Raw genomic sequence first — 24063 nt, 5'->3', positions numbered from 1 at the left:
CGGATGCAATCAGGGTTATAAATCTTTAATTTTTATTATCCATACATCACCGCTGCCATGATTCGCTCCTACATCACCGGAGTTATTGCTTGAAGTATATCCGCCGACCCAGTAGCTGCCATCAGTGTTCAATAAAACACTTTCCGCATCGTCATATTGCGAACCGCCATAAGTTTTACTCCATACTTTGCTTCCGGTGCTGTTTATTTTTATTACCCAGCAATCGGAATCTCCCTGGTTCTTACTTACATCCCCATCTGAGGAAGCAGAGGTGCCGGTTATTACATAACCTCCATCGGCAGTGGTGGCAATTGCAGTTTTGCCCAAAGTTGCATCGCTGTTTGAGCCCCCGAACAGGCTGGTCCAGCTAATATCTCCGCCGGCATTCAGCTTCAGCACCCACATATCTTCAGCACCATGATTTTTACCTTTTACATCACCATTTTCGCTGCTGAGGGTATACCCTGCGATAATACATCCACCGTCGGATGTGCTTTTTATTGAAGCCGGAAATTCTTCATCATCTCCACCGAACATTTTACTCCACAGCTTGTCGCCATTCGAATTTAATTTTATTATCCAGGCATCCTGCCCTCCATGATTTGCAGGCACATCACCGGTATTATCGCTTTCGGTAGAAACTGCCAGTAATATAGAACCATCGGCGGCTACAGAAATAGCATTCGTAACGTCATCGTAAGATCCGCCGTAAGTTTTTTCCCATACTTTGTTTCCATTGCTGTTCAGTTTCATTACATAAACATCCTGGGAGCTGCCTGAAGGCTGGGTTGTTCCGGCCACTATAAAACCACCGTCGGGAGTAGCTGCCATGCAATTCGCCTGATCGGTCCCAGTAGTGCCTGCCAACCGTGTCCAGGCCGTATCGCCATTGCTTTTTAGTTTTACGATCCAGAAATCTGAAGCCCAACCTCCGTTAGGCAAACCCACTACATCGCCGCTGTTGCCACTATACGTAGTAGCGGCTACCACGAAACCGCCATCGGAAGTGGCTATGGCGCCGGCGGGTTGTTCTTCATTAGATCCTCCCATAGTGCGCGTCCATACTGTATCGGCGTTACTATTTAGTTTAACCACCCATACATCCGACTGTCCGTGGTTGGCGCCCACGTCGCCGGTTTTATTGCTTTCAGTTTCGGCGACCATTAAAAGTCCGCCATCCGAAGCATTAACCAGGTCAACGATATGGTCTTCATTTGAGCCACCCAGTAGTTTAAAAGTCGAAACAGGAGCGGGATCATCGTTGTTTTTATGACAGGAAATAATCAACTGGCATATGGCTAATGCCATAAAAAGTTTTTTCATGAGCTTCGAAAAATTTGGTTTTTGGTTTGGTTGTTTTTGGAAGTGCAAGTATAATATGTTTTTGTTAGCATTAAAAGCAGCAGAGCGAATTAATCTTACTGATTGATATCATAAAGTTTTTGTTTGGCGCACAATAAAAAAACCGGCGGTAACAACCACCGGTTTTTATGTAAATCCTTCTTTACCCTGCAATTAGAGCGGGGCTCAGAACATTACTGAATAATCCGTGAAACAGGTTCCCAAAACAACCTGTTTCCTTCGCTGGTAATGGCGATAACGCGCAACCAGATTCTGGAACCGGATTTAAAACCGGTAAATGTGTGGAAATTGGTAAGCGTGGTTTCGCTTATCCACACACTTTCGGTTGTAAGCGGGTCTGCAGTATATTCAAATACATACACCCGGGCGCCGGTTACTTTTTTTACACGACAGGTGGTCTGTCCGGGCGATTCCATTTCAACTACCAGTTTGGATGGTAATTGTTGCGGCTTGCTTCTTTCGCGGGTAATATCAAAACCACTGCTGATTAACATGGTTTTGTCGCCTTTGCACGTTTGCATTACGTACTGGGCCAGCGCTTTCAGCAATTGCTGCAGAATCGCCTTTTTATCATTTTTAACAGACACCATTTCCTTGTCGCGCCCGGCGGCATTTGATAAAGCCTGAATATAATCATTCAGCGCTTTTTCAATATCTGCCAGCAGAGGTGTAGGCGTTTGAAAGTTCGGATTGTCTTTCAGACTATCCAGAAATCTGCGCGTTAGTGTTACAAGATCACCGTCGCGGCAGTAGATGAACGTAAGTTTGATTTTTATCCTGTACATAAAATACAATTTAGAAGGTGAAAAAATAATGATACCAGTTTGCTACCAAACAGAGCGTAACGAACCATTGGCCAATGGAAAAGGATGCAGATTAATCGGTGCTTTGTATTACCAGCCTCCCTGTTGGATCCTTTGCAAAAAGACCGGAACACATTGCATTCTATTTCGAAGAGTAACGAATAAGCACATTTAAATTTTGACATGTCAGGACCGGTTGTGCCTTAGTGGTACCGGTTGTTTTCGTTTGCGATTCAAATGTAGGGAGGGTTCAATTGGGCGATGGCCGTTTTGGCCATTTTGTGCCCTTTTGACGCTTTTGTCGTGATGTATATAGCTTTTTAATGCCGGTAAAAAGAATGATGGTAGAGGGGGTGATTTTTTAACCCGTGGCCAGGAAATAACAAAGTATCGCCCGGAACAATTCAATGAAGGTTTGAATGGTATGAATAAAGGCAATGAGCTTTGAAGTGGTGCTTTAAATGCTCAAAAGCATGGTTTAAAAGAATTGAATCATCGTATTGAAGAATTAAACGATGGCAAAATTATTCAAATCGACGATTTTAAGAATTAAATCGGGCATTTGAAGGATTAAATCAGCCAATTGATTAATTAAATCGGTGGATTAAGTTTTAAACCGGTGATTTAATGATTTAAATCGCTTGATTGAAAAATTAAAACATCGAATAAAGATTTAAATCGGCCAATTAAGATTTAAAATTGCTGATTTGAAGGTTTAAATGGTGTTATTGAACAATTCAATGAGGGTTTAAAGCTTTAAATTGATGGTTTAGGAGAAGACAACGTACAATTTGTTCAATTAAGTCATACAAAGTAAGGTGCATTAAATAATAATTAAGGTAAAGTAAAGGATAATACATTTGATGCATTGCCAACTTTGTAAGAGATGATTTTATAGTTTCTGTTTGGGTTGCTATAAAAATCCCAAAATTTTTCTATGCCGGGAATAATGGTTAGGTAGATCAGGTCTCCTTTTTTAAAACCGGCATCAATAAGCTTTCCATATGTTGCACTGGAACCTCCTCCACCAAAACCGCTGATAACCTGAACGCTCATAAGAGCACCTGAGCTCAACAGTAAATTATTATGATTTATTGATACGTTGGCATCTTTACCAAAGCATAAGAAATGCGAAACTATATATGATTCTGTGGTTGTATGGTAATTACAGGAAACATAATAGTAAAACATTCCATTGTAATAATTAATGAAGTTTAAATTAAACGAAAAGGGCAAATCCTGTATCAGATCAATATTTGACACGGCATCGTTTGCTGTTTTGTGTTCGAACTTAAGGGAATCAATAAAACCATATCCTGGTTTATCGGCAATTAATATTACATCTCCGAACGGAACATTATTAAACTGAAATTTACCATCGGAAGTAACAGCCCCGACCGAAGCCTGGTTTTGATTATCAATTAATTTGATGCTGATACCGTTAAAGTCCTGATTTTCTTTTCCACTTCTGTCATATGTTTTAATGCTGCCGTTTAATGTTCCTTTTGTTGGAGGCGGGTTGTCCGTATCGCTTGTTTTTTTGGAACAGGAGTATAGCGTTATGGCAAAAAGCAAATAGAGGAAGGGTTTCACAGTAAAAGGTTTTTGGTCATTGAATATACTAAAAATATTGACACAAGGCAATAGCCGAAAGTGGGTATGCGAAGCAGAATAGTTGCTGGTTTATACTTGCCAGATATGGCGGCCGTTAGTGCAATGCAGCCTCAATACTCCCGGCCATCCTTAGTATTAAGCAGTATGGGCTTTCCCATGGAGGAAGTTGAGGCCCTGTCTTTCTGCGGTTTTTAGATAGCAAACAGGGTGTTTTCCGCGGATTAATAAAATGTCACCTTTTTTTGAAAATTCGTGACTATGGAAAAGACCCATACATGATTTGGCCGACTATAAATCTTTTTCAATAAATAATCCCCTGCTCCAACAAATCCTTCAGTCACCACAAATCCTTATTTTCGCACAATGAACTATAGAGATTTTAAAGGAGTACGCATAGCCGAAGTGGGGCTGGGCACCTGGCAACTGGGAAGTGCTGATTGGGGCCGGGTAAACAGCACGCGCGCATTTGAAATTTTGCAGGCATATGTTGATGCTGGTGGAAACTTTATAGATACTGCCGACGTTTACGGAATGGGTGTAAGCGAACGATTTATCGGGGAATTTCTGAAGTCGACGAAAAAACAATTATTTATAGCAACGAAGCTCGGTCGGCGGCACGACAACCCGTACGGCTGGCCACAAAACTTTACATACGATGCTATAAAACGCCATGTAGAAGATTCGCTAAAAAATTTAGGGGTAAGCCAGTTGTTCCTCGAGCAGTTGCATTGCATACCTACTGAAGAATTGCGTAAAGGCAAAGTGTTTGACCATTTAAGAAAATTGCAAAGCGAAGGGCTCATCAAACATTTTGGCGTAAGTGTTGAAACAGCTGAAGAAGCATTGATTTGCTTACAACATAATGACGTGGCTTCTTTACAAATAATATTCAATCTTTTTCGCCAGCATATTAAAAACGAATTTTTTGACAAAGCGCAACAACAGCAGGTAGCGCTGATAGCACGGGTGCCTCTTGCAAGCGGATTACTTAGCGGTAAATTTACCGGGCAAACCACATTTGCGGAAGGTGACCACCGCAATTATAATGCGAATGGTGAAGCTTTTAACGTGGGCGAAACATTCTCCGGAATACCCTTTAATAATGGTGTTGCTCTGACTGAAGAAATTAAGAGCCTGATGCCCGATGGTAACCTGGCAACACAATCTATCCGCTGGATATTAGATCACCCTGCTATAACTACTGTAATTCCGGGAGCTACCAAAGTAAGTCAGGTGCAGAGTAATGTTGCTGCAGCTTCACTACCGCCATTAAGTGAGGTTACACATAACCAGCTTCGCGAACTGTATGATGTTAAGATAAAGCCGCAAATAAGGGGAGTTTATTAAAGTTGAGCTCCCCCCTCCCTAAACTCCAGCAAAAAATTCACCAAATTCACCTCCTGTTGTATACCTAACTTTTTCCGCAACCGGTACCGGCTTAATTCAACACCCTTGATGGTGATGTTCATGATTTGCGCTATTTCCTTGCTGGTTAAATTCAACCGTAAATAAGCGCATAACTTTAAATCACTCCCTGTGAGGTTGGGATAGGTGTGTTTTAACGATGTAAGGAAGTTGCTGTGTACGCGGTCGAAATGAATGGCGAATTGCTCCCAGTTCCTTTTCATTTTATCGTCGCCGAGCATACGCAATATCTTTTTGTAATCGTCGGATTCTTTATCTACCTCGCTCGATTTTTTCATGCGCACAAATTCTTCTTTTACTTTCATCAACATTTCGCCCTTTTGCACAAGGTTAAAGGTGGTAGATGCCAGCTCGGTATTTTTCAGCTGAATTTCTGATTGCAGCTTTTCGTTTTGCAGTCGGATGATTTCTTTTTCATTGCGCTCCAACTCAAGCTGATGCAGGTATAGCAATTGCTTTTGCTCTTCCTGGTGTTTTTCAATTTCCAACTGGTGCAGGTACGCCATCCGTTTGCGCTCTTCTTCGTGCTGTTGCTCCTGAACAATAAACTTTTTCTTTTGCCACTTATATATGCCATACAATAACAAGCTTGTTAACAGGGCATATACAAGGTAAGCCCATGTGGTGCGATACCAGGGAGCCAGTATGGTAAACCGGTAATTGGTTACGGCCGACTCCTGCCCTTCGTGCGTTCTCGCTTTTACTTTGAATGTATAGGTTCCCGGGGAGAGATAAGTATAGTCTTTCTCATTTTTCTTTGACCAGGCGCTCCAGCCTTTGTCAAAGTCTTCGAGGTAGTACGCATATTCAATACCTGGTTTGTCATACAAAGTCGATGAATAATCGAAGTGTATCGAGTTCCAGGCATATTGTATTTCGGGCACCTCATCATTTATTAATCGCCGCTGCTCTGTTTCCTTATTAAAATAACCGCCGAAAATGGCGCTGTCTTTTTTATTTACGATGCGCACATCGCTTATCTGAATAGGAATATCTTCTTTGAATTGTTTATACTGCTCGTAGTTGATCAAATAAAAACCTTCGTCGGCCGCAACAAAAATATTATTGCTGTTATACGGATAAACATATTCCAACCCATTGCCGGTGATCTTATTATTGAGTTCGGGAAAATATATAATGCGCGGCTGCCTGCCCGAAAGATCGGCTACACCCAAATGTTTGTCGTGTACAAACCAGATGTTGCCATTGGCATCTTCTTTCATATACCTGATAGGCACTTTAGGTAATATCTTTAATAGAAAAACAGAGGGTTCGAAGTCGCCGGTTTTTTCATTGTACTCAAATATCCCTTTGTCGTTAGTGAGTACAACCCGGCTCTTGATTTTAAATATGTGATTGTTGTTATTCGAAAGTATGCCCTTCGTATCGTGGTAGGTGGTGTTGGTGGGATGGATGCCTCCGTTCAATTGTATTTTATATAAGCCTTTGTACGGATGCGCAGCCCATGCAATGTTATTGTCGAGTGCCACAAAGCGGGCCGATTCAAAATGTGAATGAACTTCGTGGTTGATGAAGCGGCCATTATCGTAATTGTAAAAGTTCAATCCGTTATACGTTCCGGCCACCACTACCGACGAAGGCGTTACATTACTCAATGGTAAAAAAGTCCAGAAGCCCGAGCTGCTGTCGATCATTTTGGTTGTTTTGTTATCAACAACAAAAAAGCCGTCGTTATGTCCCATAACTACATGGCCGTTTAATTCCGAAAGATTCCATACCTGTCCTTTGGGCCCCGGCATCAGTTCAAATTTGCTTTTTATAAAACCGATATCGTTGTTGGGTGAAATCGCTGCCTGATACAGACCGTTGGATGTACCGATGTATAAATTGTTTTTAAAGATGATCGCTGCTTTGCCGGCACTCTGCTCCTGGTAATCGGGATAAATATGTTTGATGGCATTGTTATAAGCGATGAAATCGATGCCCTTATCCAAACCCAGCCATATATTTTTTTTGCGGTCGATAAACGCAGTCAGTATATTGTTGCTTTGCAGCCCGTCCTGTTTGGAAAGTCGTTGTATGAGCTCGCCTTTTTTATTTATAATGAAACATCCGGCCAGGTTGGTAACAATAGCAATCTGATTTTGATCGATCACCACCGCGCCGTAGGGATTCTTTTCATCGATCAGTTGCATATCCGGGGTATTGAACGGGGTGATTATATCGTTGTGCACCAGCCACGAGCCATGATGTTTGGTGAGCAACAGTGAAGTATCGCCCTCAAAGGGTATGATTGCTGTGACTTCGGCCTTCTCAGGAAAAAAATCGGGTTGTGAAAAAGGTACCCAGGTACCATTTTGAAATTGCAGCAGTCCTTTTTGCCAGGCTTTGGTGATGAGTTTGTTGTGGTGTAAGCCCAAAAAACTCCAGGCCGGATTGCCAAAAACGGTGATCTTTTCGTTTTGCAACTGAAAGATCTTGCGGTAAGAGCGAAAAAAAACTTCATTACCAACAGGAACAACATCCCATATATCGGTAAAATCTTTTTCGTTATCCGGAATCAGGTCGTTGAGCGATTTGTATTGCAGCTTTCCATATTTGCCGGGTTCAAAAAAACCAATCTCACCCTGTGAGCCTATATAAATGCGGCCATCGTTTCCTATGGCCAGAGAACGCACCCCTCCACCGCCTGGTATGGTATATTTCTTCCAGAAACTTCCGTCGAAACTCAACATGCCTTCATCGTTCGCCACATAGATGATGCCCTGTTTATCCTGGGCGATCTTCCAGTTTTGGGTACCGGCATTATAGGTTTGTTTGGAATAATTGATGATATCGGGCAGGGCGATAGTATTTTGAGCATGCCCTTGAATAAAAGCAAAGAATAATATGGCAGGAAATAATTTTCTCATTATGGCAATCAGTTACAATTCTTTTTCACTCCTGACTTCTAAGTTACTTAAATACATGATAAGAAAAGGGCGCTGATAGGGTATAAATGGGGTAAAGCAATTGTGTTTTAACCATTTATGTTATTTATGATGTGGTATTGATGGGGTGCCAAAGCACATTTTTGGTGTTTTGATTTCTAATTTTAATACGTCAATGGTGAATGGTCAATGGTCAATACGCAATCCAAATAATCAACAGTAACCCCATGTTATACAGATTAACGAGCTTGCTTCTTTTTATACAAATAATGTTGGCTCGCCCCGAAACCAACGCACAGGGATTTTTAAAGACCCATGATAAACAGATTGTGAATGAAAAAGGGCAAGCTGTTTTGCTGCGAGGTGTTGGTTTAGGCGGATGGATGTTGCAGGAGGGCTACATGCTGCGGGTGAACGGGCAGGGAATGCAGCACACCATCCGCACCCGTATTGCCGATTTGATCGGTGAAGAAAAAACGCAGGAATTTTACAATGCCTGGTTGGCTAACCATACGCGAAAGATCGACATTGACTCCATGAAGGCATGGGGTTTTAATTCGGTGCGCCTGCCCATGCATTACAATTTATATACGTTGCCGGTTGACCAGGAACCGGAGCCTGGAAGAAATACCTGGCTCGAAAAAGGCTTCCAGATCACCGACAGTTTGCTTGCCTGGTGCAAAGCCAACAACATGTACCTGATCCTTGATTTGCATGCAGCTCCCGGCGGACAAGGCAATGACCTGAATATTTCTGACAGAGATCCTTCGAAACCATCGCTTTGGGAAAGTGAAGCCAACCGGCAAAAAACTATTGCGCTGTGGAAAAAACTCGCAGAACGATATGCAAATGAGCCCATGATCGGCGGCTACGATATATTGAACGAGCCCAACTGGGGATTTAGCGACCCGGCTAATGATAAAAACGGATTGAAAGAAACAGTCAATCAGCCCCTCAGGCAATTGATGATGGATATTACTAAAGCCATTCGCGAGGTAGATAAAAATCATATCATAATAATAGAAGGAAACGGATGGGGTAATAATTATAATGGCATACTACCTCCGTGGGACAACAATATGGTGCTGAGCTTTCATAAGTACTGGAACTTTAATAATAGGGCGGCCATTCAAAAAATATTAGATACCAGAAATACATACAACGTGCCTGTGTGGTTAGGCGAAACCGGCGAAAATTCTAATGTATGGTTTACCGAAGCCGTTCAGTTGTTGGAAGAAAACAATATCGGATGGGCCTGGTGGCCTTTGAAAAAATTAGGTAATAATAATCCTATGCAGGTGCCATCGAATGCCGGTTATGATAAAGTGCTCGCTTATTGGTCGGGCAACGGACCTCAGCCCTCAGCAACAGAAGTGGTTAACGGACTGATGCAACTGGCCGCCGACACTAAACTTGAAAATACAATCATTAAGCGCGATGTGATTGATGCGCTGATCAGGCAACCTTTTTCACAGGCCGCAATTCCTTTTGCAAAACATGATATTCAAAACGGTGCTGTATTAAATGCGGTTGATTACGACCTCGGAAGAAATGGCGTAGCTTATTTTGATACCGATACGGCCGACTACCATGTATCTACCGGTGAGCGTGGAAGCGGTAACCGCGGCCGTGCATATCGTAATGATGGAGTTGATATTGCTTTGGAACCAGCTGCAAAGGATAGTTATTTTATTACTTATACCGAACCCGGTGAATGGCTGCAGTACACTATTAATGTGATTAAAGGCGGCAATTATAATATTAATCTGAATTACAATACAGAAAAGGATTCAGGAAAAATGGCCATATCAGTCAATGATAATAAAAAAGTTCCTGTAGCAACGGTTCCCAAATCTTCGGGCTGGCAATCGCTCCCAATAAAGAACATAGCATTAAAAAAAGGAAAGAATACCCTTCGCATTTGTTTTGAATCTGAAGGCGTGAACCTTCGTTCGATTCAGTTTATAAAAAGTTTATAGTTTGAGGTTTATAGTTTATGGTTCTTTTGTTCAGTTTGAAGTTAACTATAAACCATAAACCAAAAACAAGAAACAAACGGACACTTCCCCCATGATGTAGTAATGAAGTAGTAAAAACCACGGCCTATACCCGTATGTGTGGTTTTTGATGTGGTATTGATGTGGTGCCTGATTAGGCTAGCCCTCCCCAACAAACTACTTTAGATTTTTGAATTTGAACATTTATAACTCAACTGACTTGCGTATGAAAATTCTGCTTTATGCCATTGCATTGCTGATATCGCATGCCCTCTTCTCTCCTGTTATGGCACAGGATATTATAGTAACAGGTAAAGTCAACTCAAAAAAAACCGGTGAGCCATTGATCGGGGCTACCGTTACTGTAAAAGGAACGAACGAGGCTACTTCTACCGACGTAAATGGAAACTTTCGCATTCATGTTCCCAACCGTAATGCCATACTTGTTATTTCGTATATAGGAATGGCTAACCTTGAAATGGCTGTTCCCGAAAGCGGCAACCTTACGGTGCAATTAGATGATGTGGCGACTACAGGCCTCGATGAGGTTGTAGTGGTAGGCTATGGCACCCAACGAAAAAAAGTGGTTACAGGATCCATCTCAAGTGTTCGGTCAAAAGACCTTGAAAATGTACCAAGCAACCGCATTGAACAGGCGCTGCAGGGAAGAGTGGCCGGCGTAACCATTGCACAAAGCTCAGGACAACCCGGTTCCTCCTCTACCATTCTGATAAGAGGTGTTACCACTTTTGGCGGTGGCAATAACCCGCTTTGGGTAGTCGATGGCGTGGTAGTTGATCAGGGTGGTATCGGTTACCTGAACCAAAGCGATATTGAATCTATCGAAGTATTGAAAGATGCTGCTTCCGCTGCCATTTATGGTACACGGGCAGCTACCGGAGTTATTCTGGTTACTACAAAAAGAGGAAAAAGCGGTAAACCAATCGTTTCCTATAACGGATTCTATGGTATATCACGTCCCGAAACAAAATTAAAATTGCTGAACGCCACCCAATATGCCACCATTATGAATGAACGTTCGGTGAATGGCGGAGGCGGCGCTGTTTTCAATAATCCCCAATCGTTGGGAGTGGGAACCGACTGGCAGGATGCTATTTTCAATGATAAGGCAGCCCGCTATTCGCATGAAGTGAGCCTGAGCGGTGGTAATGAAAGATCTACTTTTTATTTGTCGTTCGGCATGCAGGACCAGGAAGGTATTGTGGCCGGACCGATTTCGAACTACACAAGAAAAAATATCCGTATCAATTCAACCCACAAACTGTTCGACATATTTACGGTGGGTGAAAACATCGGCTACTCGCATCAGAAAGCCGTTGGTTTGGGAAATACCAATAGCGAATTTGGCGGCCCGTTAAGCTCTGCCATTAATCTTGATCCAATCACACCGCTGGTAGTTACTGATCCTGCGATTGCCAATGCAGCTCCATACAGTGTGAATCCTGTTCTCAGAGACGTGAATGGCAATCCATATGGCATTTCTTCTTTGGTAGGACAGGAAATGACCAATCCTGCCGCTTATATTCAAACAAGATTAGGCGGATATGGCTGGTCAGACGATTTTGTAGGCAATACTTATGTGGAGGCCGCCATCACGAAAAAGATCAAAATAAGATCTACACTCGGCGGTAAATTATCTTACTGGGGCAGCCAGCAGTTTACTCCCTGGTTTTACCTCAGCGCCACAGTAAAAAATACACAGAACAACTATTCAAAATCGAATAACAACAGCTTAAACTGGATACTCGAGAACACCGCTACGTATACCGATGCTATTGGCAAACATAATTTCACTGTTTTACTGGGTCAGGGCGCTTATGTTGAGAACATTGGCGGAGGTTCAACGAATACCTTGTTTAATTTGCCGATATCGAGTTACAAAGACGCTTCTTTTAATTTCGATATTCCACAAACAAACAGAATATCTACCACCTACGATAATGTACAGCATAAGTTGTCGTCGCTGTTTGCACGCGTAAACTATAACTACAATGAAAAGTACCTGTTCACCGGTATTATAAGAAGAGACGGATCATCGCGATTTGGATTGAACAACAAATATGGCGTATTCCCTTCTTTCTCTGTAGGATGGAACGTGACGAATGAAGATTTCTGGCCCCATAATAAAATTGTAGACATGTTAAAGATCAGGGGCGGATATGGTGTAGTAGGTAACGATGCAATCAGGGATTTCGGTTATCTGGCCACAGTTACCGGCGGATTCAATTATACACTCGGTACTTCCGACGGCATTGTTACCGGTTATTCTCCCACCTCGCTCGATAACCCCGATTTACGCTGGGAAGAAACGTCACAAACCAATATTGGTTTTGAAGCGATGTTATTAAAATCCATTTCATTGAATGTAGACTTCTATAAGAAAAAAACCACCGGCATCCTGCGTCCGATAACCATCCCCGGATATGTAGGCGTTTCTTCTTCACCGGTAGGAAATATTGCCGATATGGAAAACAGCGGTATCGACATTGAGGTGGGCTACAGACATAAATTTGGCGAGGTAGGTTTTGGGGCAAATGGTAATTTCTCTTACCTGAAAAACAAAGTAACCTACGTAGCTGCAGATGCTGATTATATAACCGGCGAAGCCAGTTTCCAAACGATGGGTGCTATAACACGTATAGAGAAAGGACAGCCTTACAATTACTTTTTTGGTTTTAAATCAGCCGGTATTTTTCAAAACCAGAAAGAGATTGATGACTATAGAAATAAAGATGGCAATTTATTACAGCCCGATGCCAAACCCGGTGATTTTCGTTGGGTAGATGTTAATGGCGATGGCAAAATCACCAATGATAATCTCGATAAAACATACCTCGGCAGCAGTATCCCCAAATATGTATTTGGATTTACCCTCAATGCCGATTACAAAAACTTCGATATCCTGGTTTTTGTACAGGGCACTGCAGGCAGCAAAATATTCCAGGGATTGCGCAGGCTCGATATTGGCAATGCCAATTATCAAACCGCTGTACTCGGTCGCTGGACGGGTGAAGGATCTACAAACGATTATCCCCGGTTAACCACCAGCGATGCCAATGGCAACTTTAGCAGAATGTCGAATTTTTACCTCGAAAAAGGAAATTATGCCCGCGTTAAGCTGGTTCAGTTAGGATATACATTACCGGCGAAAATTGCGAGTAAGATCAAAGCAAGCAGATTGCGGGTGTACATCACATCGGAGAACCTATTTACGATCACCGGGTACACAGGGTATGATCCTGAAATTGGCGGCACTGTGTTTGGCGTAGACAGAGGTGTTTATCCCCAGGCCCGTTCGGTTATGGGTGGTGTTCAGCTGCAATTTTAATTATTTACCAAACTAATCAGAGGTTATGAAAATGAAAACAATAAATATAAAATATATACTGATTGCCATAGTTATCGTAAATATGATGGCATCGTGTAAAAAAAGTTTTGTAGATGTAAAGCCCGAAGGACAGTTTCTGTCGGAAAATTATTATGCCAACCAGGACCAGGCATTGTCAGCATTGGTGGGTGTATATGATCCGCTGCGAAAAAATTCAGGCGGTTTTGAAAATATGCTTGCCCTGATGAATGCCGGTTCCGACGATCATTATGCCGGCGGTGGTAATGCAACAGACGGATTGCAGTTGCAGGCTTTTTCAAATTATACCATGACGGCCAATACCATGGCCGCCAGCTACTGGAACGATCCATATCAGGGAATTTTCAGGGCCAATACCCTGTTGAAAAAATTACCTGGCGTTCCTATGGACAATACAACAAAATCACGGTTAGAAGGCGAAGCCAAAGCATTGCGGGCTTTTTATTATTTCAACCTGGTTCGGATGTTTAGAAAAATTCCTCTGTTGTTAGAGCCGTTAACCGCTACCAATATGTACGGTGTTGAACAGGCAAGCCCTGATGCCGTATATACGCAGATAGAAAACGACCTGAACGATGCCATTGCCGTTTTGCCTGCTACCATTTCTGCTGCCACCGATGCCGGGCGTTTTACCAAAGGCGCTGCAAAGGCATTGCTCGGAAAAGTTTATTTATATGAAAAGAAAAATACACAGGCAGCGCAGCAACTGGCCGAAGTGAACGGGCCCACACCCGGCGGCACAAGTAGCTTCGGATATAAGTTGCTTACCAATTTCAGCGACCTGTGGGTAGTATCGAATAAATTCAACAGCGAATCTATTTTGGAAGAAACACACAGCGCTGCCGGCAATTCAAACTGGGACTTCTGGGGCAGCGGCCGTGATGAAGGAAATTCATTTAACGTAATGGTGGGTCCCCGAAGCTATTCAAGGCCTTCCGGTTCAACAGCGCCTTCACTGCCTTCAGGCTGGAGCTTCAGTGTATTTACGCAGAACTTTTATGATTTCATCAAAACCGATCCGCGGTTCGCTGCTACTGTATTTGATTTAAAAGCATTGAAAACAGCTGGTCAGGCAGATTATATTGAAGGATACCAGAATACCGGTTACTTCCTGAATAAATTTTTACCACGTACAACTGATGTATCAACTGGCGGCGGCGCTTCAGAATTGAATTATCATCAAAATACTTATATCATCAGGCTGGCAGATACTTATTTAATGGAAGCCGAAGCCCTGGGCGCAACCGGCGCAAGAGCGCAGGCTCTGCTCGATGCAGTAAGAGCAAGAGTAGGCTTGCCTTCTGTGGTTGTTTCTATGGCTGCCATTAAAACCGAGCGCAGGGCCGAACTGGCAGGTGAAGGTCACCGGTGGTTCGACCTGGTAAGGTGGGGCGATGCGCCTGCCGTATTGGGAGGCCGTGGTTTTGTTGCCGGAAAACATGAAGTGTTTCCCATTCCTTTCAGGGAATTGCAGGGCACCAAACTGATACAGAACGACAAGTACAATTGAAAAAAGGTGTGCCACACTTTCAAAGTGTGGCACACCTTACAGGGTTACTCACAAATTAAAAAAACAAAACATGAACAATAAATATGGTATTTGGTATATAGTGCTTGTAGCCATAATTCCGGCTTCCTGCAGTAAAACTAAAGTAGAAGACAGGGGCCTTACAGAAACCGCCCTGAATGCAGATTTTACCATAACACCCGTTTCGGGAAGTGCCAATAAGTTTCAGTTAGCCGCGAACGACAGCAGCTATATTTTTTCGAAATGGTATATCGACAATGGCGCCAGCGCGGTTCCTGACAGGCACAGTATGCAGCTTTTTTTGCCCGATGCAGGTTCGTATAACATTACCCATTATGCGTACGGTAAAGGAGGCGCCTCGTTTACGGCCAAAAAAACCATCACGGTAGCTACCTCTGATCCTGCTGCCGGCAACCTTGTACAGGGCGGTAAATTTGAAACAGCCGCTGATGATGCAAAATGGACAAGGTTAACCATTAGCAGTCCTGCAATTGCATGGGCAATGGCCAATGGTACAATGACTGCAACAGGCGGCAGTTGGGGCCATAGCGCCATTTATCAGGCGTTAGAAGTGCAGGCTAACAAAGATTACCGCTTCGGCATGAACGTTTCGGGCAGCGGTGCAACCGACACCTGGTTTGAAGTGTATTTTGGAACGGCTGCTCCTGTTCAAAATTCGGATTATACATCGGGCGGAAAACAGCTTGGTTTAAGCACCTGGGATGGTTGCGGCAACACGGCGTTCAACGGCAATCTGGCAACAATTGGTTGTGTAGGGCTTTTGGCAGGTAAAAGCGGCGTAATTCGCTTTTCACAAGGTGGCACCATTTACCTTGTGATCAAAACCGGCGGGGCCAACCTGGGTGTTTCGGGAATTTCAATCGATAATGTAGAACTGAGAGGGATGTAATATGAAACTGTATTCGTTCGCTATATTATTTTTAACAGCCTGCTCGCCGAAAAAAGATACTGATCCGCCGGTAGTCGTAGATACCACCCCGGTAGATAAAGGCTGGACTTTTGATACAACGCCTTCGTGGTTCGATGAATTTTCAACCGATGGGGCACCCGATGCATCAAAGTGGGGATATGATATTGGCGGCAGCGGCTGGGGAAATAATGAGCTGCAATACTATACCAACAGCTTAAATAATGCAAGAGCGATTAATGGGAAACTGGTTATTACTGCTATCAAAGAACCAATGGGCGGAAGAAATTATACTTCCGCCCGGTTGGTTACCCGCACCAAAGGCGATTTTTTATATGGCCGCATTGAAGTAAGTGCCAAACTTCCATCAGGAGTTGGTACATGGCCAGCCATCTGGATGCTGCCTACCGACTGGGAATACGGATCATGGCCCAACTCGGGCGAGATCGATATCATGGAACATGTAGGGTATGATTCAACCCGGGTGCATTTTAGTGTGCATACTGAAGCGTATAATCATACCATAAATACACAAAAAACAGCCAATCGAATTATTCCAACTGCTTTAACGGAATTTCATAAATACCGGGTCGACTGGACGCCTTATGCCGTGCGGGGTTATTACGACGACCAGCTGGTATTCACTTTTGTTAATGAGGGAAAAGGCGCCGCCCGATGGCCATTCGACAAACGCTTTCATATACTGTTAAACCTTGCGATAGGTGGTAACTGGGGTGGCGTAAAAGGTGTTGACGATAATATATTTCCAGCTTCTTTCGAAATTGATTATGTAAGATTTTATAAGATGAATGAAAAATAATTGCGCCCTGAAAAAAATTAATCAGATGAAATTGATAAAACCAATATACAAATTCTGGATCCTCAACGGGGCGGTGTTAATGCTGGCCTGGATTGTGCTTACCGGCGGATGTAAAAAAGCCGGTGAAGATAAGGAAGGAGAAGACCCGCTGCCTCCTGCACCGGTAGCATCTGACGTGCAATTTTATTTAACCCAATCCGATCAGTCGACCCTGTTTAAAAAACAAAATGTTAGTCTGCTGTTTTCACAGAACAGTAATTCATATGCTACTATTGAAGTAGATACCACCCAAACCTTTCAGTCTATCGACGGATTTGGTTATACGCTAACAGGCGGCAGCGCTTCATTATTGAACTCGCTTCCATCTTCAACGCTCGATCCGTTGTTAAAAGAAATGTTTCTGTACGACAGCTCGTTCATTGGTGTAAGTTATTTGCGCATCAGCATCGGCGCTTCCGACATGAGTGCAACTACCTTTACCTATGACGACATGCCTGCCGGGGAAACCGATACCAACCTGACTCATTTCAGCATTGAAAAAGAAAAACAGGATCTGATACCCATCTTAAAAAAGATCATTGCCTTAAATCCTTCCATTAAAATATTAGGCTCGCCCTGGTCGGCTCCTTTGTGGATGAAAACAAGCGGCAGCTTTGTAGGCGGTAGTCTGAAACCTGAATACTATGCTGCCTATGCGAACTATTTTGTGAAATACATACAGGCCATGAAGGCTGAAGGCATCACTATCGATGCCATTACGCCGCAAAACGAACCATTGCACGGTGGCAATAACCCCAGCATGGTGATGCAGGCTGGTGAACAGGCAACATTCATCAAAAATAATTTAGGACCTGCTTTTGCAGCAGCAGGTATTGCTACCAAAATTATCGTGTACGATCATAATGCCGACCGGCCCGATTATCCTTTAGCGGTTTTGGATGATGCGGCGGCTAAGCCTTTTGTTAACGGTTCGGCTTTTCATTTATACGGTGGTAGCATTACGGCCTTAACGCAGGTGCATAATGCACATCCCGACAAAGATGTTTATTTCACGGAGCAATGGGTGGGCGGTCCTGGCAGTTTTCCCAGCGATTTGCAATGGCATGTCGAAAACCTGATCATTGGTGCTACCCGTAACTGGAGCCGCAATGTTTTGGAGTGGAATCTGGCAGCTGATCCCAATTATCTGCCACATACAACCGGCGGTTGTACCACCTGTTTAGGAGCATTGACTATTGGTTCTACGGTAACCCGAAATGTTTCTTATTACATTATTGCGCATGCTTCGAAATTCGTTCGTCCGGGTTCGGTACGCATTGCATCTAATCATGCCGGTGCATTGCTGACCGTAGCCTTTAAAAACCCGGAAGGCAAAAAGGTGTTGATTGTTTTAAACAAAGGAACGAACAACGAATCTTTCAATATAAAATTCAATGGCAAAATAGTGACCACCGGTTTGAACGGTGGTGCTGTAGGAACTTATGTGTGGTAAGCTCTTCGAGGTAATGATTTCAAGCGAACATCTAAGCGCCCTGGCGCCTTTGCGAGAACTTTAAAAGCTTAAAATGAAAAATATAGCCCCGTTTTTAATACTGATATCCTATGTAATGGGTTTGCAGGCGCAACAAAAACCGGTGAAGGCTGGTAGCAAAACCTATACAACCATTACCGTGTACACCACTGCCGAAAAAGCCGGTGATCGCCTTTCAAAAACAGCCACCCTAACCCTGAAACCGTTTGGTCAGCCACTGGAAACACAGCCTTGTGTATTTATCGATGCTGCCAAAAAATTTCAAACCATTACCGGCATCGGCGGCGCCATTACCGATGCCAGTGCCGAAACATTTGCCAAACTGCCCGCTGCAAGTCAGGATGAGTTATTAACTGCCTACTTTAACACAGAGAAAGGCATCGGCTATTCGCTGATCAGAACGAATATGAACAGCTGCGATTTTTCGGGTAGCAGCTATACCTATGTGGCCGACAATGATGCAGCCCTGAAAACATTCAGCATTGCCCACGACGAGGCGTATCGTATTCCTATGATCAGGCGGGCTATGGCAGCTGCAGGCGGCCGGCTGCCATTATTCATTAGCCCGTGGAGCCCGCCTGCCTTTATGAAAGACAACAACAGCATGCTACAGGGCGGAAAATTAAAAGACGAATACAAACAAAGCTGGGCCAATTATTATGTGAAGTATATACAAGCATACGAGGCAAAGGGCATTCCGGTTTGGGGTTTAACAGTACAAAACGAACCCATGGCAAAGCAACGGTGGGAGTCGTGCATTTTTACGGCCGAAGAAGAAAGAGATTTTATAAAGAAATATCTGGGTCCAACGTTGCAGCAACAGGGCCTGGCAAATAAAAAACTCATTGCGTGGGACCATAACCGCGATTTGGTGTATCAGCGGGCCACTACCATATTAAACGATCCGGCAGCGGCGAAGTATGTTTGGGGTGTAGGTTTTCACTGGTACGAAACCTGGACCGGCAGTGCCATGCAATTTGAGAATGTAAAAAGGGTGCATGAAACTTTTCCTGATAAGAATTTAATTTTTACCGAAGGATGTGTTGAGAAATTTGATATCAACCGGATAAACGACTGGTCACTCGGCGAGCGATATGGGTATTCCATGATCAATGATTTTAACAGCGGCACCGTTGCCTGGACCGACTGGAATATTCTGCTCGATGAAACCGGTGGTCCGAACCACGTAGGCAATTTTTGTTTTGCGCCCGTACATGCCGATACCAAAACAGGCAGGCTGATGTATACGAATGCATACTATTATTTAGGTCATTTTTCAAAGTTTGTCAAAGCCGGCGCCCGCCGCATTGGTACTGCTTCGAGCCGCGATAAACTATCTGCCACTGCATTTATAAATCCTGATGGTAAGCTGGTAGTAGTGGTTTTAAATACAACGAATGATGAGGTTGGCTACAATATATGGTTGCAGGGCAATGCGGCGGCGATCACCAGTTTACCGCATTCAATTGCTACGTTGGTTATTGAGTAGGTTCACTGTCCCCATGCGGTGATCACCAGCGTTCTTGATCCGCCGTGGTTACGGTGTTCACATAAATAGATGCCCTGCCACATTCCAAGCGCTAACTGTCCGTTGCGGATGGGTATCAATACTGAACTTCCCAGCAGGGATGCTTTCAGGTGAGCCGGCATATCATCGGAGCCCTCGTAATCATGCGCATAATCAGGATCATTTTCTTTCACCGTTTTATTAAAGAACATCTCAAAATCCTTTCGAACAGTTGGATCGGCATTTTCGTTGATGGTGAGCGATGCCGAAGTATGCTGTATAAAAACCTGGCAAAGGCCGGTGGTTATATTTGTTATTTCAGGCAACGCCTGCTCTACTTCATCTGTTATCAGGTGAAAACCTCTTCTTCTTTGCGGCAACGATATGGTTTGCTGGTACATTTTCATAATACAAAATTGCAGGGAATGTTCTATAAATCCGGAAATTAGCGAAAGAAAGTTAAGCCGGAAACCTATTTGTCTGAGTAATAGGGATACTTTGAAGTGAACGTGTTAAAAAAGCAGTGTTGCGTATTTCCCTTTGCGCCCTGGCGCCTTCGCGAGAGATTACTGCGCTCATCCCCCTTAATTCTTCACTCCTGTACCTTCTTTTTTTAGCCTGAAAAGAATAGTATTATTTTGGTTTAGAATTAACGGCGCGAATGAAGGTAAATATCCCTATATCACTTTATTGGAAATGTCAGGTTATCGGATGGTCGATAGCTTCGTTTTACTGGGGATATGCGGCTTTTGCTGGTAGCAGTAATTTCAACTTTAAACAAGGATTGGCCGATTTTGCTTTTGATGTTTTGATTGGCATCGGCCTTACCCATTGCTACCGGAGTTTTGCCCGGCAAAAGAACTGGCACCAGTTGAAACTTACAAAGCTGGTATCACGAATTGCGGCTACCATTGTTATTTTGTCGACGCTATACATGGTATTGATCATTGGTAAACTGTATCTAATTCGTTTGTGGTTTAATGAATATTTCAATGTTTCTTATAAAGCGTATTTTACAGGTAACTGGTTAACCGTTTTTATTACGGGTACAAGGTTGATGAGCGTTTGGGTATTGGCCTGGCATCTTTATCACTATGCACAAAGAGAAATATTCATCGCCAAAGAAAATGCCCGTTTATCGGTTATTGCAAAAGAGGCCCAGTTAAATAATTTGTCGGCCCAGCTTAATCCGCATTTCTTTTTTAATTCGCTGAGTAATATAAAATTTCTGGTAACAGAAAATCCCGGTCAGGCAAGAAGGGCGATTGATTTGTTATCTGACCTGCTACGAAATTCGCTGTATGGTAAAAACGATAAACTGGTGCCATTAAAAGAAGAGATCGGCCTGGTGAAGGATTACCTCGAACTGGAAAAACTGAGGTTTGAAGAACGGTTGCAGATAAATATTATGGTGGAAGAAGACCTGGCAGAAATATACATTCCTCCCTTATGCATTCAGACTTTAGTTGAAAATGCCATCAAACACGGAATTGAAAAAAGAGCCGCGGGAGGACTTATAGCAATAAAAGCAGTGAAACAGGCCGGGTATTTACACATCTCTGTTCAAAATCCCGGAAAGCTGAACGCTGCAACGCAAACAGGACTGGGATTAAAAAACCTGAAAGAAAGACTGCAATTGCAGTACAACGGAAAGGCCACATTCAACATTGAAGAACTGTCGGATGAAAAAATTCAGGCAACCATTTTAATTTCCATGACATGAAAACGACCCGGGTAATAGTTATTGACGATGAACGTTCAGCCCGCGAAGAATTGAAAAGCGCGTTGAAAAGCTATGCCGGTTTTGAAGTGATCGGCGAAGCAAAAAACGCTGATGAGGCAAAAGAACAGATCGTAACTAAGCAACCCGATTTGATTTTTCTGGATATTCAGATGCCTGAAAAAAACGGCTTTGAATTGCTGGAATCGCTCGACGAAGTGCCTGCTGTTATATTCACCACCGCTTTTAACCAGTATGCCGTGCAGGCCTTTGAAATAAATGCATTGGATTACCTGATGAAACCCATCAGGGAAGAACGATTTGCAAAAGCAATTGAAAAATACCGGAACAGTATCAATCAAAAAACCTCTGCTGATAAAGAATTACCAGCCGACCGGCAGATTTTTATAAAGGATGGAGAGAAATGTTATTTCATAAAGCTGAGTGACATTTATATGATTGAATCGGTTGACAATTATTCACGTTTATATTTCGAACAAAAAAAAGTACTGCTGAAGCGTTCGCTCAGGCAATGGGAAGAAATGCTGGATGGCACGCAGTTTTTCAGGATCAGCAGAACCCATATCATCAACACCCAATATATTCAGCAGGTTAATTCTGAAGCAAAAGGTAAACTCACCATACGCCTCAAAACAGGCGAATTGCTCGAGGTGTCGGGCCGTCAATCGGTCAAATTCAAAAACCTGAACGGTATATAATCCACTAACATTTTAAAATACCAGATAATGAAAAAGATATTTCATCTTTTATGGGCTTGTATTGCCCTGTATACAACTTCATATGCGCAACAATCTTCTTCTTCTTCTGACCCTTTTATAAAGGATAGTGTACTTATAAAAACGAAAGATGGCGCAACCATTGAAGCAATCATTGTTCAAAAAAAAGGTATTAACGAACCGCAACCCGCCGTGCTGAACTTTACCATTTATGCCAGGCCCGAAGATGGGGATCAGGCCAAAGCGGCTGCTGCCTATGATTATATAAGCATCATTGCCTATAGTCGCGGTAAAGGATTAAGTAATGATGAAATAGCCCCTTATGAAAATGAAGTGAATGATGTAAATGCAGTTATTGACTGGATAATACAGCAACCATGGAGTAACGGAAAGGTTGGTATGTATGGCGGCAGTTATAATGGATTTGCGCAATGGGCTGCCACCAAACACCTGCATCCGGCTCTCAAAACAATTGTGCCCTATGTGGCTGCGATACCCGGATTGGGTTTACCCATGGAAAACAATGTGTTCTTAAACGCCAATTATGGATGGGCCTTTTATGTTACCAATAACAAATACCTCGACGATAAAGTATATAATGATCCCCAACGATGGAATGCCATGCAAAACAAATGGTATGCGGGCGGAGTAGCCTACCGCAAAATCGACAGCATTGACGGAACACCGAATAAATGGTTGCAGCGCTGGTTGCAACATCCTGATTACGATAAATACTGGCAGCAAATGGTGCCTTACCGGCAGGAGTATGCTAACATTAATATTCCGGTACTAAGCATCACAGGATATTATGACGACGGACAGATATCGGCATTACATTATTTACGCGAGCATTATACATACAACCAAAATGCACAGCATTATTTAATCATCGGCCCCTATGATCATATAGGCGCACAGCGGGGCGGTAAGCCGGTGTTGCGCGATTATACCATAGACTCTTTAGCGCTCATCAACACCCGGCAAATAACTTTTGAATGGATGGATTATATTTTAAAAAATGGTAAGAAGCCCAGCCTGCTGAAAGATAAAATAAACTATGAAGTGATGGGCGCCAACGAATGGAGGCATGCCCCATCGCTCGAAAAAATGAATAATGGCTATCTCACTTTATACCTAACTAATACACCGGCCGCCGACCAGTATCAATTATCTGCAAAAAAGCCGGCAACACCCGGATTTCTGAACCAGGAAGTAGATTTTGCCGACCGGCAAACCATGAATAATGATTATTATCCCTGGCCTATTATACGCGACAATCTGAACAATACAAACGGACTATTCTTTATCAGTGAACCATTTAGTGAACCTGTTTCAGTTAATGGCAGCTTTGTAGGAGAGTTAAAAGCAAGCATCAACAAAAAAGATATGGACATTGGCGTTGTATTGTACGAAGTAATGCCCGACGGACGGTATTTTCATTTATCGTATTTTTTAGGAAGAGCCAGTTATGCAAAAGATATGAGCACCCGTCGCCTGCTAACACCAGGTAAAGTAGAAACCATTCCTTTTACCAGAACACGAATGGTAAGCCGTCAACTAAGCCGGGGAAGCAGGTTGCTGGTTGTGTTGAATATCAATAAAAATAAATTCGCACAGATCAATTATGGAACCGGTAAAGCTGTAAGTGATGAAACCATTCACGATGCAAAGGAGCCGTTACGGATAAAATGGTATAACGATAGTTTTATAAAGATTCCGGTGTGCAGGTGAGTGGTTTAGAAAAAGGGGCCGGGTGGCGTTATATATGCGCTTAATGTTGTTATGCAGTTCCTGGTTTTCCCGAAGGTGTAG

At 43.1% G+C, this 24063-nt stretch carries 16 protein-coding genes; 11 read left to right on the top strand and 5 right to left on the bottom strand.

Annotation, left to right across the window (positions count from 1 at the left end; all coding sequences use genetic code 11):
- Nucleotides 1–15: 15 nt before the first annotated feature.
- The 3 genes from AC59IL_RS09830 to AC59IL_RS09820 all read right to left on the bottom strand — a co-directional run bounded on the left by AC59IL_RS09830 (nt 16) and on the right by AC59IL_RS09820 (nt 3758).
- Entirely contained in the window at nt 16–1308 is a 1293-nt protein-coding gene (locus tag AC59IL_RS09830) for a hypothetical protein (RefSeq protein WP_496551941.1), read from the bottom strand.
- A 227-nt stretch (nt 1309–1535) separates the two neighbouring features.
- On the bottom strand, nt 1536–2147 hold the full coding sequence (locus AC59IL_RS09825) for a hypothetical protein (RefSeq protein WP_496551940.1): 612 nt from the start codon (nt 2145–2147) through the stop codon (nt 1536–1538).
- 852 nt (nt 2148–2999) lie between these two features.
- Entirely contained in the window at nt 3000–3758 is a 759-nt protein-coding gene (locus AC59IL_RS09820) for a carboxypeptidase-like regulatory domain-containing protein (RefSeq protein WP_496551939.1), read from the bottom strand.
- Nucleotides 3759–4142: 384 nt separating this feature from the next.
- Between AC59IL_RS09820 and AC59IL_RS09815 the strand changes: the two genes are divergently transcribed.
- Nucleotides 4143–5126: an aldo/keto reductase gene (locus tag AC59IL_RS09815; RefSeq protein WP_496551938.1), complete on the top strand. Its 984-nt coding sequence runs from the start codon at nt 4143–4145 to the stop codon at nt 5124–5126.
- Here the strand turns inward: AC59IL_RS09815 and AC59IL_RS09810 are convergent.
- A complete protein-coding gene (locus tag AC59IL_RS09810; RefSeq protein WP_496551937.1) occupies nt 5123–8077 on the bottom strand; it encodes a ligand-binding sensor domain-containing protein in 2955 nt (984 codons plus the stop codon). The two genes, AC59IL_RS09815 and AC59IL_RS09810, sit on opposite strands and share 4 nt — an antisense overlap.
- Before the next feature lie 245 nt (nt 8078–8322).
- Here AC59IL_RS09810 and AC59IL_RS09805 point away from each other — a divergent pair, with 245 nt between their 5' ends.
- The 7 genes from AC59IL_RS09805 (at nt 8323) to AC59IL_RS09775 (ending at nt 19776) form a co-directional block, all read left to right on the top strand.
- The gene (locus tag AC59IL_RS09805; RefSeq protein WP_496551936.1) at nt 8323–10074 is read left to right on the top strand and encodes a cellulase family glycosylhydrolase; all 1752 of its coding nucleotides are present in this window, start codon (nt 8323–8325) and stop codon (nt 10072–10074) included.
- 244 nt (nt 10075–10318) lie between these two features.
- Nucleotides 10319–13441, top strand: a complete 3123-nt coding sequence (locus AC59IL_RS09800) for a SusC/RagA family TonB-linked outer membrane protein (protein ID WP_496551935.1) — start codon at nt 10319–10321, stop codon at nt 13439–13441.
- Nucleotides 13442–13466: 25 nt separating this feature from the next.
- A complete protein-coding gene (locus AC59IL_RS09795) occupies nt 13467–14990 on the top strand; it encodes a RagB/SusD family nutrient uptake outer membrane protein (protein WP_496551934.1) in 1524 nt (507 codons plus the stop codon).
- Between the two features lie 70 nt (nt 14991–15060).
- Nucleotides 15061–15918 (top strand): hypothetical protein, encoded by an 858-nt coding sequence (locus AC59IL_RS09790; protein WP_496551933.1) that lies wholly within the window; start codon nt 15061–15063, stop codon nt 15916–15918.
- A 1-nt stretch (nt 15919) separates the two neighbouring features.
- The gene (locus tag AC59IL_RS09785; protein ID WP_496551932.1) at nt 15920–16756 is read left to right on the top strand and encodes a glycoside hydrolase family 16 protein; all 837 of its coding nucleotides are present in this window, start codon (nt 15920–15922) and stop codon (nt 16754–16756) included.
- A gap of 25 nt (nt 16757–16781) precedes the next feature.
- Nucleotides 16782–18248, top strand: coding sequence for a glycoside hydrolase family 30 protein (locus AC59IL_RS09780; protein WP_496551931.1), 1467 nt, complete (start codon nt 16782–16784; stop codon nt 18246–18248).
- A gap of 73 nt (nt 18249–18321) precedes the next feature.
- On the top strand, nt 18322–19776 hold the full coding sequence (locus tag AC59IL_RS09775; RefSeq protein WP_496551930.1) for a glycoside hydrolase family 30 protein: 1455 nt from the start codon (nt 18322–18324) through the stop codon (nt 19774–19776).
- 2 nt (nt 19777–19778) lie between these two features.
- Here the strand turns inward: AC59IL_RS09775 and AC59IL_RS09770 are convergent, their stop codons facing one another.
- The gene (locus AC59IL_RS09770) at nt 19779–20201 is read right to left on the bottom strand and encodes a secondary thiamine-phosphate synthase enzyme YjbQ (RefSeq protein WP_496551929.1); all 423 of its coding nucleotides are present in this window, start codon (nt 20199–20201) and stop codon (nt 19779–19781) included.
- A gap of 254 nt (nt 20202–20455) precedes the next feature.
- Here AC59IL_RS09770 and AC59IL_RS09765 point away from each other — a divergent pair, with 254 nt between their 5' ends.
- Genes AC59IL_RS09765 through AC59IL_RS09755 form a run of 3 tightly spaced genes read left to right on the top strand, consistent with a single transcriptional unit; the run spans nt 20456 to nt 23982 of the window.
- A complete protein-coding gene (locus AC59IL_RS09765) occupies nt 20456–21517 on the top strand; it encodes a sensor histidine kinase (RefSeq protein ID WP_496551928.1) in 1062 nt (353 codons plus the stop codon).
- Nucleotides 21514–22233 (top strand): LytR/AlgR family response regulator transcription factor, encoded by a 720-nt coding sequence (locus tag AC59IL_RS09760; RefSeq protein ID WP_496551927.1) that lies wholly within the window; start codon nt 21514–21516, stop codon nt 22231–22233. Before AC59IL_RS09765 ends, AC59IL_RS09760 begins: the two co-directional genes overlap by 4 nt.
- 27 nt (nt 22234–22260) lie before the next feature.
- Nucleotides 22261–23982, top strand: a complete 1722-nt coding sequence (locus tag AC59IL_RS09755; protein ID WP_496551926.1) for a CocE/NonD family hydrolase — start codon at nt 22261–22263, stop codon at nt 23980–23982.
- Nucleotides 23983–24063: the final 81 nt, after the last annotated feature.

The sequence above is a fragment of the Niastella sp. sgz303648 genome (assembly GCF_059587045.1).
The sequence above is the reverse complement of the archived record's forward strand: the minus strand, read 5'-3'. Positions and strand labels throughout refer to the sequence as shown.